Genomic DNA, 18,586 nt, shown 5'->3' with positions numbered 1-18,586 from the left:
CTTTCCGAACAGAGAAGTTAAGCCTCGTCACGCTGATGGTACTGCGTAACAGTGGGAGAGTAAGTAGTTGCCGTTTTAATGAAGAGCCTTCTTATCAAATATGATAGGAAGGCTTTTTGCGTTATAAGCCGTTTTTGGAGATAGAGTAAATTGTTAGTCGGCTTCATGAAATAAATTCAGGAAGTAAAACGATAATTATGTTTTTTTGTATACCTTTGCGCCGCACTGATTACAAATTAAACATTTAAAGCAAATTGATTATGAAAATGAAATTATTTCTTGCAGCGGCGGCTGTAATGTTTTCTATGACAGTAGTTACTTCATGTGGAAATAAAAAAGCAGCAGAAAAAGAAGCTCCGGTAATGGAAGAGCCTGTTACAAAAGCTGCTGTTGAATGCGATTCAACTAAAACTTGTTGCGCAAACGATTCTTTAGCTTGTGATTCAACAAAAACAGAAGTGAAAGAAGAAGTAGCAGCAGAGTAACTGCTAAGTATTGATTGAAATTTGAGAGAGGATATAAGACACGCGTCTGTATCCTCTTTTGTCGTATAAATAAGTAAGGTAACCTTGCACTGCCTTCAAATGATAAATGAAAAGTCTATTTAAAGCTGGGAAACTATCTATTTGCTTTGAAAGTGTGATAAATGTTATAAAATGAAATCTATTTCGATAAAATAATAGCATTTTATTTGCACGATTCAATATTATATCTACCTTTGCATAATCGTAACAAAAAAGAAATAAACAAAGAATGAATCAATCATTTATACATATTCTACTCGCTGGTATTATTATTCTACTCTTGAAGATTAGTGGAAGTGAGTGTCGTGTGTAGATGTGTAAGATGAAAATTATACGAAAGCCTTTCTCACTTCCTTGTGAGAAAGGCTTTTTTCTTTTATGCCAATTAAGATATAATAATATAAAACAATAACAAGATGAGTGACAGATTATTTATTTTCGACACAACTTTGCGCGACGGCGAACAGGTGCCCGGCTGCCAGTTGAATACAGTAGAAAAAATCCAAGTGGCAAAGGCTTTGGAAGCTTTAGGGGTTGATGTAATAGAAGCAGGGTTTCCGGTTTCGAGCCCCGGAGACTTTAACTCGGTCATTGAAATATCTAAAGCAGTAACATGGCCTACCATTTGTGCACTGACACGTGCAGTAGAGAGAGATATTGATGTGGCTGCTGAAGCCTTACAGTATGCTAAAAGAAAAAGAATTCATACAGGTATTGGCACTTCCGATTCGCATATTAAGTATAAATTCAACTCTACTCGCGAAGAAATCATAGAACGTGCGGTAGCTGCCGTAAAGTATGCACGCCGCTACGTAGAAGATGTAGAGTTCTATGCCGAAGATGCCGGTCGCACAGATAACGAATATCTTGCCAGAGTGGTAGAAGCCGTAATTAAAGCAGGAGCTACCGTGGTGAATATCCCGGATACCACCGGATATTGCCTGCCGGATCAATATGGAGCCAAAATAAAATATTTGATGGAAAATGTGTCGAATATAGACAAAGCGATTATTTCTACTCACTGCCATAACGATTTAGGTATGGCTACTGCTAACACCATTAGTGGTGTATTGAATGGAGCGCGACAGGTAGAAGTAACCATCAACGGAATTGGAGAGCGTGCCGGAAACACAGCTTTAGAAGAAGTTGTTATGATCTTAAAAAGCCACAAGGATATAAAGATAGACACGAATATTAATACACAACGCATATACCCCATCAGTCGTACAGTTTCAAGTTTGATGAATATGCCTGTACAACCCAATAAAGCCATTGTAGGTCGCAACGCATTTGCACATTCCTCCGGCATTCATCAGGATGGAGTTTTAAAGAATATTGAAACATACGAAATAATCAATCCGCACGATGTTGGTATCGATGATAATGCAATCGTATTAACTGCACGCAGTGGACGAGCAGCTTTGAAGCATCGTCTTTCCGCATTGGGAGTAGAGTTAGAGCAAACTAAACTTGATAAAATATATGAGGAATTCCTTAAACTGGCCGATCGTAAAAAAGATATAAGCGATGATGATGTTTTAATGTTAGCCGGAGCCGATCGCACTCAAAACCAACGCATTAAACTGGAATACCTTCAAGTTACAAGTGGAGTAGGCGTGCGCTCTGTGGCAAGTATGGGCTTGAATATTTCAGGAGAAAAATTCGAAGCTGCTGCAAGCGGAAATGGTCCTGTAGATGCAGCAATTAAAGCGTTGAAAAGAATCATTGATCGTAGTATGATTTTGAAGGAGTTCACCATTCAAGCCATCAGTAAGGGAAGCGATGATGTGGGTAAAGTACACATGCAAGTAGAGTACGATAATCAGCTTTATTATGGCTTTGGAGCAAATACAGACATTATAGCTGCATCAGTGGAAGCGTACATCGACTGTATCAATAAGTTTAGATAATAGCCTCTCCCCAGCCCTCTCCAAAAGAGAGGGAGACATGGATAGTTTGAGTGAGCGTAGTAAATAGATAAGAAACAAGTAATTAATTAAAAATAGAATAAATGAAAGAGCAAATAAACAAAACAGCAGCTTGCTCCCTCTCCTCTGGAGAGGGACGGGGAGAGACTACTCTATTTGATAAAATCTGGGATTCGCACATAGTTGCAAAAGTAGAAGATGGTCCCACTCAACTTTATATCGACAGACTTTACTGTCATGAAGTAACCAGCCCTCAGGCTTTTGCCGGCTTGCGTGCCAGAGGTCTTAAAGCTTTTCGTCCGGAAAAGGTGATCTGTATGCCCGATCATAATACCCCCACACACGATCAGGATAAACCTATTGAAGATCCTGTTTCAAAAGCACAGGTAGATACATTGACTAAAAATGCACAGGATTTCGGATTAACACACTTTGGAATGATGCATCCTAAAAACGGAATTATCCACGTGGTAGGTCCGGAAAGAGGATTAACATTGCCGGGAATGACTATTGTTTGCGGAGATTCACATACCTCTACTCATGGCGCTATGGGAGCAGTAGCCTTTGGTATCGGAACCAGCGAAGTAGAAATGGTATTGGCATCTCAATGCATCCTTCAGTCAAAACCTAAAACAATGCGTATTTCTGTAGAAGGTAAATTAGGCAAAGGAGTAACTGCCAAAGATATGGCTCTTTATATCATCTCGCAGATGACTACAGGTGGAGCAACCGGATATTTCGTGGAATATGCAGGCGAAGCGGTTCGCAGCTTATCAATGGAGGGGCGCTTAACGCTTTGTAATTTAAGTATTGAAATGGGTGCCCGCGGTGGTATGATTGCTCCCGATGAAGTAACCTTCGAATACATCAAAGGACGTGAGTATACTCCTGTAGGTGAAGAATGGGAGAAAGCACTCGCCTATTGGAAAACCCTAAAAAGTGATGAAGACGCTGTATTCGATAAAGAAGTAGTGTTCTATGCAGAAGATATCGAGCCAATGATTACTTACGGAACCAATCCGGGTATGGGGATGGGAATTACTCAACACATCCCTACTATGGATACTGTACCCGATGCAGGACGTATCTCTTACGCAAAATCACTGGAATATATGGGCTTCGAAGCAGGCGAATCATTGATTGGCAAGAAAGTTGATTATGTATTTATCGGTTCATGTACCAATGGACGTATTGAAGATTTCCGCGCTTTTGCAACCATAGTAAAAGGAAAGAAAAAAGCAGAGAACATCATTGCCTGGTTAGTGCCCGGATCTTGGGAGGTAGACAAACAAATTCGTGCAGAAGGTTTAGATAAAGTGTTCGAGGAAGCCGGCTTTGCTATCCGTCAGCCTGGTTGCTCTGCTTGTTTGGCTATGAATGATGATAAAATTCCTGCGGGTAAGTATGCCGTATCTACTTCGAACAGAAATTTTGAAGGACGTCAAGGCCCCGGTTCGCGTACTTTATTGGCCAGCCCTTTGGTAGCCGCTGCTGCCGCGATAACCGGAGTGATAACAGATCCAAGGAGCCTCTCCCCGGCCCTCTCCGATGGAGAGGGAGATAAAAGATAATTCCTTTAAGAGAAAATAACTAATGATTAATAACTAAATACACAGAGCTAATCCTTCTCCCTCTCTTTTGGAGAGGGTTGGGGAGAGGCTATAATAATTATGAAAGAAAAATTCAATATACTTACATCTACTTGCGTACCTCTTCCTTTAGAGAATGTAGATACCGATCAGATTATTCCGGCACGCTTTCTGAAAGCAACCACTAAAGAAGGTTTCGGAGATAATTTATTCCGCGACTGGCGCTATGATAAACAAGGAAATAAAATAGATTCTCTTGTATTAAACAACCCTCTTTATAGTGGAAAAGTGTTGGTAGCCGGCAAGAACTTTGGTTCTGGGTCGAGTCGTGAACATGCTGCATGGGCCATTGCCGGTTATGGTTTTCGCGTGGTGGTATCAAGCTTCTTCGCTGATATCTTTCGCAATAATGCTTTGAATAACTTTGTGTTGCCTGTGATAGTGAGCGAAGAATTCCTTTCCGAACTGTTTGTTTCTATCAACAAAGATCCGAAAACCGAAGTGGAAGTAAATCTTCCGGCGCAAACAATCACAAACAAAGCAACAGGTAAGAGCGAATCATTCGAAATCAATGCCTATAAAAAGCATTGTTTGGAAAATGGGTTAGACGATATCGATTTTCTGCTAACCAATAAAGATAAAATAGAAGCATGGGAAGAAAAAGCGTTCAAATAGAACTCATGGACACAACACTCCGCGATGGCGAACAAACCAGCGGAGTATCTTTTGTGCCTCATGAGAAGTTGATGATAGCTCGTCTACTATTGGAAGAACTGCAAGTCGACCGCATAGAGGTTGCCTCCGCTCGTGTTTCCGATGGTGAATTTGATGCTGTTAAGATGATCTGCGATTGGGCTGCCCGAAGAAATATGCTTCATAGAGTCGAAGTGTTAGGCTTTGTGGATGGGTGTACTTCTCTCAAATGGATACAGGAGGCTGGTTGCCGTGTTATAAACCTATTATGCAAAGGGTCGTTAAGGCATTGTCGCGAGCAACTCAAAAAAACACCGGAAGAACATATCAGCGATATTATCGCCGTGGTGAACTATGCCGATGAGATGGATATTGCAGTGAACGTCTATTTGGAAGATTGGAGCAACGGAATGAAAGACTCGCCCGAGTATGTGTTTCAGATGATGGACTCGCTGATAAATACAAATATCAAGCGCTTCATGTTGCCCGATACATTAGGAATCTTAAATCCGTTGGAAACATTGGAGTTTATTCGGAAAATGGTACGACACTATCCCGGTAAGCACTTTGATTTTCATGCACATAACGATTATGATTTAGCCGTAAGCAATGTACTTGCAGCGGTATTAGGAGGTGCAAAAGGGCTTCACACTACCATAAACGGATTAGGGGAACGTGCGGGAAATGCACCCTTGGCCAGTGTGCAAGCCATTTTAAAAGATCATTTCAATGCCATTACCAACATTGATGAAAGTAGGTTAAATGATGTGAGTCGTGTAGTAGAATCTTATTCCGGTATTATTATTCCGGCCAACAAACCGATAGTAGGTGAGAATGTATTTACCCAAGTAGCAGGAGTACATGCCGACGGAGACAATAAAAGCAATCTTTATTGCAATGATCTTCTTCCTGAACGTTTTGGACGTGTTCGTGAGTATGCCTTAGGAAAAACCTCAGGGAAAGCCAACATACGTAAAAACCTCGAAAGCCTGGGGCTTGAGTTAGACGAAGAATCCATGCGTAAAGTAACTGAACGTATTATTGAATTAGGAGATAAGAAAGAACTTGTAACTCAGGAAGATTTACCCTATATCATTTCAGACGTATTAAAACAGGAAGGTATGAGTAATAAGGTGAAATTGAAAAGCTATTTTGTAACTTTGGCTCATAAGTTACGCCCAATGGCAACTCTCAGTATAGAGATTGATGGCAAATTATATGAAGAAAGCTCTTCGGGCGATGGTCAATACGATGCCTTTGTACGTGCATTGCGAAAAATATATAAGGTTACCCTCGGGCGTAATTTCCCGATGCTATTAAACTATGCAGTAACCATTCCTCCCGGAGGTCGTACAGATGCTTTTGTGCAGACGGTAATAACCTGGAGTTATGATAATAAAGTATTTCGTACCCGTGGTTTAGATGCCGACCAGACGGAAGCAGCTATCAAAGCAACTATAAAAATGTTGAATATAATAGAAGAGTGATTTGAGTTTGGAGTTTTGAGTTTATAGTTTTGAGTTGAATGATCTTTAAACTATAAACTCAAAACTATAAACTCCACCCCCATAAACTATAAACTATAAACTCATAAACTAAAATGAAAATGAATATTGCTGTCCTACCCGGTGATGGAATTGGACCTGAAATTATTGACGTAGCATTAAATGTAACCAAAGCCATTTGTGAGAAATTCAATCATGAACTTAGTTATGAATTTGGTATCTGCGGTGCTACAGCCATCGACAAAGTAGGTAATCCGTATCCCGAAGAAACACATGAGCTTTGTATGAAAAGCGACGCTGTATTGTTTGGGGCTGTGGGAGATCCTAAATTCGACAATGACCCTACAGCCAAAGTTCGTCCGGAACAAGGATTACTTGCTATGAGGAAAAGGTTAGGTCTATATGCCAATATCCGTCCGGTAGAAACATTTGAGTCACTTCTTTATAAATCTCCCTTACGTGCCGAACTGGTAAAAGGTGCAAACTTTATGTGTATTCGCGAACTGACAGGTGGTATGTATTTTGGTCGTCCTCAAGGTCGATCAGAAGATGGTGATACGGCTTATGATACCTGCGTATATTCTCGCGAAGAAATTACTCGCATTGTAACATTGGCTTATGAATATGCCATGAAACGACGTAAAAAAGTAACCATTGTAGATAAAGCCAATGTACTTGCAACCTCTCGTTTGTGGCGCGAAGTATCCAAAGAAATAGCTCCGAACTATCCGGAAGTTGAAACCGAATTTATGTTTGTCGACAATGCGGCTATGCGTATCATCCAATGGCCTACTGCTTTCGATGTGATGGTTACTGAAAATATGTTTGGCGATATTTTAACAGATGAAGCGTCTGTAATTACAGGCTCTATGGGGCTTTTGCCTTCCGCATCTATCGGAACGTATACTTCTGTCTTCGAACCAATTCATGGCTCATGGCCTCAGGCTGCCGGACAAAATATTGCGAACCCCTTAGCTACAGTACTTTCGGCAGCAATGATGCTTGAATATGCGTTCAACCTTAAAGAGGAAGCAGCGCTTATTCGTAAAGCAGTAGATGCATCCATGGATCAAAATGTGCGTACACAAGATATTCAGGTGGAAGGAGAAAAACCATTTAGTACTTCTGAAGTGGGAGAATGGTTGGTTGCATATATTAAGAAGAACTGAATATTTTGATTGTTCAGTCTAATTATCTTAAATGAACGCAGAGATGCAAAGACACAGAGATTCTGATTTACCAAGAATAAAACACTCTGTGCCTTTGTATCTGTTCATTTCTAAATAGGAGAATCACATCTTGCTTGATTTTCTCCATATCTTCAATACGATCCACTTTTTAAAATGATTCTAAAAATGATTTAAAAGCTCTACAAATAGATGAAGTTTTTATATTCGCTGATAGTTAGATATATACATTTCTGTATCTTTACCAACAATCATTGAAGAAACCAAATATTCATTTATGAAAAGAAGCATTTTATTAGTGGGAATAGTTTGTTTTTCGCTAAATATTTTTTCTCAAACTTATCAGGAACTTTCAGAGCAAGCATTGGAGTGGGCCCAAAAAGATAGTCTTCAAAAGGCTGAAGAACTTTTTCGGCAAGCTTTGCGGCTGGAACCGGCTAATCCCCATAATGCTTTACTCTTTTCTAATATTGGTAGTCTTCAACAACGAGCCGGAAAATATGAAGATGCCATAGAATCTTATACATTCGCTTTAAATATAGCTCCCCGTGTTGTCTCTATTTTATTGAATCGCGCCACTGTTTATATGGAGGTGGGAAAACTTGATAAAGCATACGTGGATTATTGCGAAGCGCTGGATTTGGATAAAGTGAATACAGAAGCTCTATCAATGCGAGCTTATATCTATATCGGGAGACGCGATTATAACGCTGCTCGCATTGATTATAATCGACTATTAACTATTGAGCCCAATAATTACAATGCCCGTTTGGGATTGATTACTCTCAATCAAAAAGAGCAAAAATACAAAGATGCCTTAGAGCTTGTGAACAAAATGTTGGAAGAGAATTCTCATGATGCTGTATTGTATGTAGTTCGTGCGGGTGTTGAACAAGAGATGAATCATTTGGAGTTGGCGTTAATTGATTTAGATAAAGCAATTAGTATTGCACCGAATTCCACCGAAGCCTACATCCTACGAGGTGAGGTTTACTTAGCACAGAAAAAGAAAACACAGGCAAAGGCCGATTTTGAAAAAGCAATATCGTTAGGAGTTCTTTCAACGGATCTTCGTGAATATTTGCAACAATGTAAATGATGATTGTTATTGTTCCTGCAATTGAAACAATCTTAAAGTATATGCGTCGTTTTTTTGTCTATATGCATGTTTGTTTTGTGCCTTATGAAACAAAATATCACTTTTGAAATTGGGGAATCGTTTGAAAAAGAGCTTGTATTCCTGTTTTTAAAAGTTGTTTAAATGTAAACAGCCTGTTTAAGAATATAAGCTTGTCAAAGCATAAATCTTGCTGAGTAGAAAATACAATATGTTTTGTTGCTGCATATCGCTTCTTCTGTTGGCGTACAGAAAAGGTATAGACACTGAAAGCTACTTATGGTGGCTATTTAGCATTGAATGATACAGAGCCCTATTCGCGGGTTTTGTTCGTTAAACAAGTTGCTAAATCTGATTTTACAGACTTTTCTATATCTTGTTTTACTAAAAAAGCAATTTGATATCATCGTTTTCTTTGTTTGATAAATGGGAATTTTTAATGTAAAAAAGTATCTTTTGAGGCTTTAGAAAAGGGTTTTTCTGCTTTGTTAAAATGCATCGTGTTTTTTTTAATAAGCTAAAAACAAAAAAAAATAGACGAAATAGTTTGCGTAATTTAAAAAAAAGTACGATGTTTGTGTTTGTAAAAACACGATAGTGTGTTTGGTATAATATGTAACAAACCCTAACCAGTTATTAAAATGAGTGATTTAGAAGAGAAAAAGCAAGAAGAAACTCCTAAAAAAAGACCCTATAACTTGAGGGAGAAGAAGGAGAAGAAGGCAGCTTACAGATCTTTGATCAGACCTGAGCTTGCAGATGAGTTGTACGACAAGATTTTGAATATTGTTGTTGTTCAAAAGAAGTACAAAGACCCCGATTATTCTGCTAAAGATTTAGCAAAAGAGCTTAAAACAAACACCCGTTATTTATCGGCAGTAGTAAATTCGCGTTTTGGAATGAACTATTCATGTTTGCTTAATGAGTACAGAGTAAAAGATGCTTTGCACATGTTAACAGATAAAAGATATGCCGACAAAAATGTGGAAGAAATTAGTGCAATGGTTGGTTTTGCCAATCGCCAGTCTTTCTATGCAGCATTCTACAAAAATGTAGGCGAAACTCCTAATGGATATCGTAAAAAACATGCAATGAAGAAATAATAATTTCTTTATTTAACGTGTGAAAAAAGGAATTATCTTGACCACTATTCGGGATATTTCCTTTTTTTTATTTTTATCTATAAAAAATATTATGAGAAAAAGTTTATTAGCTATGGTTATAGGCTCTACCTTATTAAGTGCATGTAGTGAAACCAAGTCGCCCCAAAATACAGCAACAGATTTTAGTTATACAGTTGAGCAGTTTGCAGATTTGCAAATACTTCGTTATCAAGTACCAGGTTTCGAAGATTTATCTTTAAAACAAAAGGAGTTAATTTACTATTTATCGGAAGCCGCACTTTGGGGGCGTGATATTCTTTTCGATCAAAATGGAAAATACAATCTACTTATCAGAAAAACATTAGAGGCTGTTTATCAAAACTATCAAGGAGATAAAAAAGCACCGGAGTTTCTGAAGATGGAAGAGTACCTGAAACGCGTTTGGTTCTCCAGTGGTATTCATCATCACTATGGAATGGATAAAATAACTCCCGGCTTTTCGCCCGAATTCTTAAAAACAGAGATCGGAAACTTGGAAAATTTGCTCTTCTATAAGGAAGGTCAAACCGCAGAAGAACTATGCGAACTGATTTTTCCGGTGATATTTGATCCGAAGGTAATGCCCAAACGGGTTAATCAAGCCGATGGAGAAGATTTGATATTAACATCTGCTTGCAACTACTATCAAGGGGTTACACAAAAAGAAGCAGAGGCTTTTTATGCTAAGATGAAAGACGCAAGTGATGAAACACCCATATCTTATGGATTGAATAGTCGCTTGGTAAAAGAACACAATACCGTTGAAGAAAAGGTCTGGAAAGTAGACGGGCTCTATACAGAGGCTATTGAGAACGTGGTTTACTGGCTCAAAAAAGCCGAAGCAGTGGCAGAAAATGAAACCCAAAAAGCCGTAATCAGCAAGCTCGTAGAGTTCTATAACACAGGAGATCTGAAAACCTTTGATGAATACGCCATTCTTTGGGTGAAAGATTTAGATTCTCGTATTGATTTTGTGAATGGATTTACAGAAACTTACGGAGATCCTTTGGGTATGAAAGCCAGTTGGGAATCTTTGGTAAACTTCAAAGATATGGAAGCAACTCGGCGCACAGAACTAATTAGCAATAATGCACAATGGTTTGAAGATCATTCTCCGGTTGACAAACAATTCAAGAAAGAAGAAGTAAAAGGGGTATCAGCCAAGGTTATTACTGCCGCTATTTTGGCCGGCGACTTGTATCCTGCTACTGCGATTGGTATTAATCTGCCTAATTCAAACTGGATTCGTGGTCAACATGGGTCGAAATCTGTGACGATAGGTAATATTACCGATGCTTACAATAAGGCTGCTCATGGCAACGGATTTAATGAAGAATTTGTGTACAGTGATGTTGAACGCGCATTAATAGAAAAGTATGGTGATTTAACAGGCAACTTACATACCGATTTGCACGAATGTTTAGGACATGGATCCGGAAAGCTAATGCCCGGAGTAGATCCCGATTCGCTGAAAGCTTATGGGGCAACCATCGAAGAAGCCCGTGCCGACTTGTTTGGACTTTACTATATGGCCGATCCTAAATTGGTGGAACTAACCCTACTTCCTGATGCAGAAGCCTATAAAGCAGAATATTGTACCTATTTAATGAATGGTTTGATGACACAATTAGTTAGAATCGAACCAGGTAATAATATCGAGGAGTCGCACATGAGAAACCGCCAACTAATTGCCCGTTGGGTGTACGAAAAAGGAAAAGCGGATAATGCGGTAGAGATGGTTCGTAAAGATGAAAAAACGTATGTAGTTATCAACGATTACGAAAAAGTGCGCACTTTAATAGGTCAGCTACTTGCCGAAATACAACGTATAAAATCTACAGGCGACTTTAATGCTGCTCGCGAATTAGTAGAAGGATATGCTGTAAAGGTAGACCCTCAACTTCATAAAGAGGTACTGAGTCGTTATAAGAAACTAAATCTATCTCCTTATAAAGGATTTGTCAATCCGGTTTATAAGGCATCATACGACGACGAAGGTAATGTTATTGATGTAACTGTATCTTATGAAGAAGGCTATAAAGAACAAATGCTTCGTTATAGCAAAGAATACTCGGCATTGCCTTCTTTAAATTAACACATCGATGAGCGTAAGCGAACTGTTGAAAGATGTAAAGACACAACTCCGTCTCGGTATGAACGGAGTTGTGTCTCAAAGTATGCGCGAGAAAGGATTGCATTATAAACTGAACTTCGGAGTTGAACTACCCCGAATTAAAGTTATTGCATCCAATTATGAGAAAAATCATGAGTTGGCGCAAGCCTTATGGAAAGAAGATATTCGTGAATGTAAAATCTTAGCCGGATTATTACAACCCATAGAAACTTTTTATCCTGAAATTGCAGACATCTGGGTAGAAGATATTCATAATATGGAGATTGCAGAGTTAACTTGCATGAACCTGTTTCAGAACTTACCCTATATTCCCGCAAAAACCTTTCAGTGGATAGCCGGTGAACGTGAGTACACACAAGTTTGCGGTTTCCTGACAATTGCACGTCTGCTGATGAAAAAGGGAGATATGAACGAACGTGTGAGTGGTGAATTCCTGGATCAAGCCATCTGTGCCATATTGTCCGAAAGTTATCATGTTCGTAGTGCTGCTATTCTGGCTGTCCGTAAGTATATGGCTCATGGAGAAGAGAATACTTTCCGGGTTTGCCGATTGGTAGAAAGTTTCGAAACATCGAAAAACGAAAAGGAACAGCTGCTATTCAATATCGTAAAAGAGGAAGTGGATAATTGCTAAAAAACTCCTGTTAATACTTCCCTTTCTATAAAAAACGATTAACTTTGTTGGCGCTATTATGGAAATTGAAGATGTTAAAGATACAGTAAAGCAGATATTTACGGAATATCTGAAAATGAACGGGCATCGTAAAACCCCCGAACGTTATGCGATACTCGATACCATTTATTCCATAGACGGACATTTTGATGTTGATATGCTTTATTCCCGGATGAAAGACCATGAAAATTTTCGGGTAAGTCGCGCCACTCTCTATAATACTATCATTTTGCTTATTAATGCAAAGCTGGTGATAAAGCATCAGTTTTCCAGTTCCTCGCAATACGAGAAATCGTATAACCGCGATACGCATCATCATCAAATTTGTATGCAGTGTGGTACGGTGATGGAATTTCAGAATGAAGCATTGCAGAGTGTTATTGAAAATACAAAGTTAACCCGGTTTCAATCCTCTCATTATTCGCTTTATATTTATGGTATTTGTGCGAAGTGCGACCGGAAAAATAAACGAAAGAAGAAAAATAATAACCCAAAGAAAGAGAAATGAAAGTAGATGTTCTGTTAGGTTTGCAATGGGGCGACGAAGGAAAAGGAAAAGTAGTCGACGTGTTAACTCCGAGATATGATGTCGTGGCACGCTTTCAAGGCGGTCCCAATGCAGGCCATACACTTGAGTTTGAAGGACAAAAATATGTGCTTCGATCCATTCCCTCCGGAATATTTCAGGGTGATAAGGTAAATATCATCGGAAATGGTGTTGTGTTAGACCCTGCGCTGTTTAAAGCAGAGGCAGAAGCATTGGAAGCTACCGGTCATAAACTGAAAGATAGACTCCATATATCAAAGAAAGCTCATCTTATTCTGCCTACACACCGTATGCTGGATGCTGCTTACGAAGCTGCTAAAGGTGATGCAAAAGTAGGAACTACCGGAAAAGGAATCGGCCCTACTTATACAGATAAAGTAAGTCGCAACGGAGTTCGTGTAGGAGATATCCTTGAGAACTTCGAACAGAAATATGCAGAAGCCAAGAAACGTCATGAGCAAATTCTTAAATCATTGAACTATGAGTATGATTTAACAGAACTTGAAAAAGATTGGATGCAAGGCATTGAATACCTGAAAAGCTTTACTTTGGTAGATAGCGAGCACGAAATTAACAATCTGCTTCGCGACAACAAAACCGTGCTTTGCGAAGGTGCTCAGGGAACGATGCTGGATATCGATTTTGGCTCTTATCCATTTGTAACCTCTTCCAATACCGTATGTGCCGGTGCTTGTACCGGTTTGGGTATTGCTCCCAATAAAATAGGAGAGGTTTATGGAATCTTCAAAGCATATTGCACAAGAGTAGGAGCAGGACCATTCCCAACCGAACTATTCGATGAAACCGGAGATAAGATTTGTACTTTAGGACATGAGTTTGGTTCTGTTACCGGACGTAAACGTCGTTGCGGCTGGATCGACTTGGTTGCTTTAAGATATTCAATCATGGTGAACGGTGTTACAAAGCTAATTATGATGAAGAGTGACGTGCTTGATACGTTCCCGCTCATTAAAGCTTGTGTAGCCTATAAAATGAATGGCGAAGAAATAGATTATTTCCCTTACAGCATTGATAATAATGTAGAGCCTGTTTATGTAGAATTGCCAGGCTGGGAGATGGATATGACAAATATGCAGAGCGAAGATGAATTCCCCGAAGAATTTAATGCATACCTCACCTTCCTTGAAGAACAACTTGGGGTAGAAATAAAAATCGTGTCTGTAGGTCCCGATAGGGCACAAACGATAGAACGTTATACCGAAGAATAATATAAAAACAATAATTCTTCCTAAAAACAGGAGAGCTGATTTGGCTTTCCTGTTTTTTTTTGGATAAATTTGGCAAACTCTTTGTTATGTTATTAAGTAGTAATAACTTAAATAGAAAAGAATATGGTATTTAATGCAACAGGACTTATAATATTTGGAGCGATAGCTTTGGTTAGCTATCTGGTGCAATTAAATTTGCAGAGTAAATTCAAGAAGTATTCAAAGGTTCCAACGATGAATGGAATGACGGGGCGTGATGTCGCAATTCAAATGCTTCAGGATAACGGCATTTATGATGTAAAAGTAACACATACCCCCGGTACTTTGACAGACCATTACAACCCCACCAATAAAACGGTGAATTTAAGCGAAGGTGTATATGCAAGCAATAGTATAAAGGCTGCCGCGGTAGCTGCTCACGAATGTGGTCATGCTGTGCAACATGCTAAGGCTTATGCTCCTTTAACTATGCGTAGCAAATTGGTGCCGGTAGTTAGTTTTGCTTCAAGTATCATGACTTGGGTGCTGTTGGGAGGTATTTTAATGATAAATACATTTCCTCAGCTATTACTTGCCGGTATTATTTTATTTGCCATGACTACCCTTTTCAGCTTTGTTACTCTTCCGGTGGAGATTGATGCAAGTAAACGTGCCTTAGTATGGTTAAGTCGCGCAGGAATCACAAATTCTTCTAATCATACACAGGCAGAAGATGCATTGCGTTCTGCAGCATATACTTATGTGGTAGCTGCACTTGGCTCATTAGCTACATTGATTTATTATATTATGATTTTCTTAGGAAGAAGAGATTAAATAACGGCTACATTACATACTTTATATATATTCGGAAACGGTACAGAAGACGATGTCTTTTGTGCCGTTTCTTCTTTTAGTTTATGTAGTGGTTCGTGCAAGAGATTTTGCTACGGCCGTAACAAGCTTTTGCCACGGCCGCAACGAGAATTTGCCGCGGCCGCAACAAGATTCTTCCACGGCCGTGACAAAACTTTGCCGCGGCCGTGGAAAAATCTGACATGAAAAGTGTTATATATGTGCTACAACCATGCGGCTGAAAGACACTTTGTTCATTAGAAAGCTTTGTGAGATGTACCTAAATTCTAGTTTATATGGAGCGTTTGGACGCTTTTACCATCTTCACCCACTACCTCTACCCGGATTTTATTGTTATCAATGTCGCATCTTACATAGCTTTTGTTGCCATTAACCACCACCGGGAACTGTACTTCTTCATTCTTTGGGTGGAACGAATACCTATGGGTGTGACCTGAGAACATAACATCAATGCCTGCCTTATTTAATATCGGTACAAAGTGTTTTTTGAGCTGTACATTTCCGTGCCAGTCTCCATAAGGAGGTATATGTAGGAAGACGATACGCGCTGAGGCATTCTTGAAGTCGTCTGTTTGTACCACCTTTTCCAACCATTTGGCTTCTTCTGCCCGATAAGCATCATAATGGGCCAGTCCGTTGTATTCAATATCCGAGTCGGGTTTATCTTCTCCGCCATCCAATACCAGTATGGATACTGTGCCTACCTTGTAGTGTTGGTAAGTCTTTCCGTCTTGAGTTGGGAAATAATCTATCAGGCTGTCTGAGAAAACGCCCCGGGTTTCATGATTTCCCCGTGCAAACAAGATCGGCGTTTCGGAGGCATACATATCGACAGAGGCATCGATGAAGTCTTTAAATATTTGTTCCTCACTCTCGATGAAGTTGGCCATATCACCATTCATACATACAAAGGCAAACTGCTTGAAGTCGACATCTTTGCAAAGATCTTTCATAAAGGCAGCTCTGCCGTGTATATCGTTCATGACTAAAAAAGACACTCGTTCATTGCTGTCGGGATATGTTTTGAATAGAAATGGTTTTTTACTGTATACATTGCTCGATGCTGTTTGGCCGTATTGCACATTATTGCCGGCATTCCAATTCAACACTTCGCGCGAGAATATCCGATAGCGGTAATTGGTGGCCGGGTTGAGGTTCGATAGACGTATTCGGTGCAGGGTTTTGTGGGCTTGTTTCCGTCCGGCAACAGTTTCAAAGTACTTAGGTTGCTCGGTGCTGTAGAAACTTTTTCCATCGTCCGGCGCCATTTCTACCCACGAGAGTGCTGGTTTGTTGGTTGTCCACACCACTGTAACACCATCTGTAGTCATATCACAGAGGTAAGGTCCATGTGTTATCTTAATTTGAGCTGATGCCAAAGATGATATCAGACTAAATAAAAAGATTAATGTTTTTTTCATGATTATTAGTCAGCAATTGTTGTTGCCAAAATTAGGATATGATATAGCTTTATATCTAATCTTTTTAAACTTGGTTTATTTCTGCAATATTCGCTAAAAATAGTGAGATGTGCAAATAAACACAGAATCAATGAAGTTCCTTCTTCCTTTTTAAATTGTATCTAATCTAACTCCGTATGTTACTCAAGTCGTTTAAACATAAAAGGAATAACGTAATTAGCTCTGACTGTTTTTCCGTTATGTTGTCCCGGTTTCCATTTAGGCATTTCGCGTATAAGCCTCAATGCTTCTTTGTCTAAGAACTCGTCGACGGAACGAAGAATTTGCGGGGAAGAGATAGTACCGTCTTTTTCTACTACAATCCGAACAATAACTCTGCCTTCTATGGCATAATCTCCTGTAAAGCAGGGGTATTTGAGGTTCTTTCTTATATAGTGCATCAGGGAATCTAAGCCTCCGGGAAACTCTGGCATCTGTTCTACTATTTCATAGATACGATTGGGGTCTTCTTGAATAGTGTCCGGTTCAAGATCGTCTACAGAAATGTCATAGCACATAATAAAATCTGTCTCCTCTGGCTCTATCTCTGGTTCCGGTTCCGGTAACATAACATAACAGGTTGCTGTTGGTTCTTCTTCTTCCAGGCTGTCAATGCGTATGACTGCAGGTTCATAACACAGTATTTCTACGTCATCCGGATTTTGCTCTTCCTGTATGCTGTCTGTTGAGGCTGTTGGTTGATTCTCCTTAGAACTATTTTTGGGAGATTGGCAACTGCTTGTCATTGCTAATAAGGCACTTCCCACCAAAACTTTATATTTCAAAATCTGACGATTGCTGAACCTGTTAGATAGAAACAGCAAGATATTATACACTTTATGATAAAATAGTTTCTTCATGTTTTCTAAGTATTTGAGTTATAAAAAAGGGGTTCCGCCTAATTCCCGAATGATAGGATCTTCCTGCTTCAGAGAATGACCTACTTGCTCTGAGGCAGCCCTGCACCCTCCTTTGCATCTTGCAAGATGAGTACATCCTTGGCAAAAGGGAATGCTCAGATCGCTCCATTCTTTAATATACGAAGAAGCAAAAATCTCCTCGAAAGATTCCTTATAAATATTTCCGGCAATAATAGGAGAGTGATTGCATAAGCGTAGGTTGCCATCCAGGTCGAAAGTCAAAGGACGTTGTTCTACCTGTCCGGAACAAGCTCCAAAGCGAATCAGGGGGTAGTCGTCCGGGTTGAGAATGCAGTGAGGCGTACATACGCCCGAGAATATACGGATGTCGTAATACTTGGCCAATGTGTTTAATTTGCCGAAAGTATCTCGTAGCTGTTGAGCTGTGGCCGATAAGTTTGGATTGTTCAAACCTTCTCCTCCTAAGTTATATCTGTTTACCATTACGGATTTTATTCCTTGCCGAAAGAAATAAAGTATGGTTTCTTCTACGTATTGATGGTTTGTTGCAGTAATAACAACTACCGGTGTAACAGATATTCCTTGAGATAAAGCATCCTTCATTTCTTTGATTGCTTTTTCGCATGAACCCGGCTTTTGTGTTATCCCGTCGTGAATATCGGGACGAGAGGAATGGATGGAGAATTCAAGCATATTAACTTTCATAGAAGCCAGTTGCTTGTAAATCTGAGGTGATCCGTTCCCATTAGTAATGACGGTAACGCTTTTCCCGTTTATCTTGGCATGAAGCACTAATTCGATAAAACGCTCGCTGATGGTTGGCTCCCCACCGGTAAAAGTGATGTGCTTAACAGTGGTGTGTTTTATTAAAAAATCGAGCAGACAGAATGCTTTTTTATAAGAATTCTGCTTTTGAGAAGACTGTTCTTCTTGTTTCCACCAGTTGTAACAGTGTTTGCATTGAAGATTGCACTCGGTGGTAAGCTCTATGATGGCATGTTTCAGATAGCTTTGACTCATACAGCAAATGTATAAAAATGAAACCAACGCAAGGCAAAAAAAGATATAAAAGTTTAAGCCAACACCTAATTTGTTGTACCTTTGCGATTTCAAAAATAATTTTAA

16 protein-coding genes are annotated in these 18,586 nt (G+C 39.5%); 13 read left to right on the top strand and 3 right to left on the bottom strand.

What is annotated here, in order from left to right:
• Positions 1-260: 260 nt before the first annotated feature.
• The 13 genes from D0T60_RS08980 (at position 261) to D0T60_RS08920 (ending at position 15,081) form a co-directional block, all read left to right on the top strand.
• A complete protein-coding gene (locus tag D0T60_RS08980; RefSeq protein WP_163217845.1) occupies positions 261-485 on the top strand; it encodes a hypothetical protein in 225 nt (74 codons plus the stop codon).
• Between the two features lie 455 nt (positions 486-940).
• The gene (locus tag D0T60_RS08975) at positions 941-2,434 is read left to right on the top strand and encodes a 2-isopropylmalate synthase (RefSeq protein WP_163217844.1); all 1,494 of its coding nucleotides are present in this window, start codon (positions 941-943) and stop codon (positions 2,432-2,434) included.
• Positions 2,435-2,535: 101 nt separating this feature from the next.
• A complete protein-coding gene (gene leuC / locus D0T60_RS08970) occupies positions 2,536-4,023 on the top strand; it encodes a 3-isopropylmalate dehydratase large subunit (protein ID WP_163217843.1) in 1,488 nt (495 codons plus the stop codon).
• 99 nt (positions 4,024-4,122) lie between these two features.
• A complete protein-coding gene (gene leuD, locus D0T60_RS08965) occupies positions 4,123-4,716 on the top strand; it encodes a 3-isopropylmalate dehydratase small subunit (protein ID WP_163217842.1) in 594 nt (197 codons plus the stop codon).
• Positions 4,692-6,221, top strand: coding sequence for an alpha-isopropylmalate synthase regulatory domain-containing protein (locus tag D0T60_RS08960; RefSeq protein WP_163217841.1), 1,530 nt, complete (start codon positions 4,692-4,694; stop codon positions 6,219-6,221). The genes leuD and D0T60_RS08960 overlap by 25 nt, the downstream gene beginning before the upstream one ends.
• Positions 6,222-6,334: 113 nt before the next feature.
• Positions 6,335-7,408, top strand: coding sequence for a 3-isopropylmalate dehydrogenase (leuB, locus tag D0T60_RS08955; RefSeq protein ID WP_163217840.1), 1,074 nt, complete (start codon positions 6,335-6,337; stop codon positions 7,406-7,408).
• A gap of 295 nt (positions 7,409-7,703) precedes the next feature.
• Positions 7,704-8,525, top strand: a complete 822-nt coding sequence (locus D0T60_RS08950; RefSeq protein WP_163217839.1) for a lipopolysaccharide assembly protein LapB — start codon at positions 7,704-7,706, stop codon at positions 8,523-8,525.
• 659 nt (positions 8,526-9,184) lie between these two features.
• The gene (locus D0T60_RS08945) at positions 9,185-9,646 is read left to right on the top strand and encodes an AraC family transcriptional regulator (RefSeq protein WP_163217838.1); all 462 of its coding nucleotides are present in this window, start codon (positions 9,185-9,187) and stop codon (positions 9,644-9,646) included.
• Positions 9,647-9,737: 91 nt separating this feature from the next.
• Positions 9,738-11,780 carry a dipeptidyl-peptidase 3 family protein gene (locus D0T60_RS08940; RefSeq protein WP_163217837.1) on the top strand — a complete coding sequence of 681 codons (2,043 nt, stop codon included), beginning with the start codon at positions 9,738-9,740 and terminating at the stop codon, positions 11,778-11,780.
• Positions 11,781-11,787: 7 nt separating this feature from the next.
• Positions 11,788-12,453, top strand: a complete 666-nt coding sequence (locus D0T60_RS08935; RefSeq protein WP_163217836.1) for a DNA alkylation repair protein — start codon at positions 11,788-11,790, stop codon at positions 12,451-12,453.
• A 58-nt stretch (positions 12,454-12,511) separates the two neighbouring features.
• Positions 12,512-13,000 (top strand): Fur family transcriptional regulator, encoded by a 489-nt coding sequence (locus D0T60_RS08930; protein ID WP_163217835.1) that lies wholly within the window; start codon positions 12,512-12,514, stop codon positions 12,998-13,000.
• Positions 12,997-14,268 (top strand): adenylosuccinate synthase, encoded by a 1,272-nt coding sequence (locus tag D0T60_RS08925; protein ID WP_163217834.1) that lies wholly within the window; start codon positions 12,997-12,999, stop codon positions 14,266-14,268. Before D0T60_RS08930 ends, D0T60_RS08925 begins: the two co-directional genes overlap by 4 nt.
• A 123-nt stretch (positions 14,269-14,391) precedes the next feature.
• A complete protein-coding gene (locus tag D0T60_RS08920; protein WP_163217833.1) occupies positions 14,392-15,081 on the top strand; it encodes a zinc metallopeptidase in 690 nt (229 codons plus the stop codon).
• 305 nt (positions 15,082-15,386) lie between these two features.
• Here D0T60_RS08920 and D0T60_RS08915 read toward each other — a convergent pair whose 3' ends face one another.
• The 3 genes from D0T60_RS08915 to D0T60_RS08905 all read right to left on the bottom strand — a co-directional run bounded on the left by D0T60_RS08915 (position 15,387) and on the right by D0T60_RS08905 (position 18,481).
• Positions 15,387-16,541 (bottom strand): metallophosphoesterase, encoded by a 1,155-nt coding sequence (locus D0T60_RS08915; RefSeq protein ID WP_163217832.1) that lies wholly within the window; start codon positions 16,539-16,541, stop codon positions 15,387-15,389.
• 179 nt (positions 16,542-16,720) lie between these two features.
• Entirely contained in the window at positions 16,721-17,440 is a 720-nt protein-coding gene (locus tag D0T60_RS08910) for an energy transducer TonB (RefSeq protein WP_163217831.1), read from the bottom strand.
• A gap of 18 nt (positions 17,441-17,458) precedes the next feature.
• Entirely contained in the window at positions 17,459-18,481 is a 1,023-nt protein-coding gene (locus D0T60_RS08905; protein WP_163217830.1) for a radical SAM/SPASM domain-containing protein, read from the bottom strand.
• Positions 18,482-18,586: the final 105 nt, after the last annotated feature.

Source organism: Bacteroides sp. 224, from assembly GCF_010500995.1.
In the GTDB taxonomy this organism is placed as follows: Bacteria; Bacteroidota; Bacteroidia; order Bacteroidales; family Bacteroidaceae; genus Bacteroides.
This window is presented reverse-complemented; position numbering and strand designations above follow the sequence as displayed.

What these genes read in the sequence shown, in the direction of transcription:
- D0T60_RS08950 (WP_163217839.1), top strand. Translation starts at nt 7,704, where the DNA reads ATGAAAAGAAGCATTTTATTAGTGGGAATAGTTTGTTTTTCGCTAAAT.
- D0T60_RS08975 (WP_163217844.1), top strand. Translation starts at nt 941, where the DNA reads ATGAGTGACAGATTATTTATTTTCGACACAACTTTGCGCGACGGCGAA.
- D0T60_RS08960 (WP_163217841.1), top strand. Translation starts at nt 4,692, where the DNA reads ATGGGAAGAAAAAGCGTTCAAATAGAACTCATGGACACAACACTCCGC.
- D0T60_RS08925 (WP_163217834.1), top strand. Translation starts at nt 12,997, where the DNA reads ATGAAAGTAGATGTTCTGTTAGGTTTGCAATGGGGCGACGAAGGAAAA.
- leuC (WP_163217843.1), top strand. Translation starts at nt 2,536, where the DNA reads ATGAAAGAGCAAATAAACAAAACAGCAGCTTGCTCCCTCTCCTCTGGA.
- D0T60_RS08915 (WP_163217832.1), bottom strand. Translation starts at nt 16,541, where the DNA reads ATGAAAAAAACATTAATCTTTTTATTTAGTCTGATATCATCTTTGGCA.
- D0T60_RS08930 (WP_163217835.1), top strand. Translation starts at nt 12,512, where the DNA reads ATGGAAATTGAAGATGTTAAAGATACAGTAAAGCAGATATTTACGGAA.
- D0T60_RS08935 (WP_163217836.1), top strand. Translation starts at nt 11,788, where the DNA reads ATGAGCGTAAGCGAACTGTTGAAAGATGTAAAGACACAACTCCGTCTC.
- leuB (WP_163217840.1), top strand. Translation starts at nt 6,335, where the DNA reads ATGAAAATGAATATTGCTGTCCTACCCGGTGATGGAATTGGACCTGAA.
- D0T60_RS08940 (WP_163217837.1), top strand. Translation starts at nt 9,738, where the DNA reads ATGAGAAAAAGTTTATTAGCTATGGTTATAGGCTCTACCTTATTAAGT.
- D0T60_RS08920 (WP_163217833.1), top strand. Translation starts at nt 14,392, where the DNA reads ATGGTATTTAATGCAACAGGACTTATAATATTTGGAGCGATAGCTTTG.
- D0T60_RS08910 (WP_163217831.1), bottom strand. Translation starts at nt 17,440, where the DNA reads ATGAAGAAACTATTTTATCATAAAGTGTATAATATCTTGCTGTTTCTA.
- D0T60_RS08980 (WP_163217845.1), top strand. Translation starts at nt 261, where the DNA reads ATGAAAATGAAATTATTTCTTGCAGCGGCGGCTGTAATGTTTTCTATG.
- D0T60_RS08905 (WP_163217830.1), bottom strand. Translation starts at nt 18,481, where the DNA reads ATGAGTCAAAGCTATCTGAAACATGCCATCATAGAGCTTACCACCGAG.
- leuD (WP_163217842.1), top strand. Translation starts at nt 4,123, where the DNA reads ATGAAAGAAAAATTCAATATACTTACATCTACTTGCGTACCTCTTCCT.
- D0T60_RS08945 (WP_163217838.1), top strand. Translation starts at nt 9,185, where the DNA reads ATGAGTGATTTAGAAGAGAAAAAGCAAGAAGAAACTCCTAAAAAAAGA.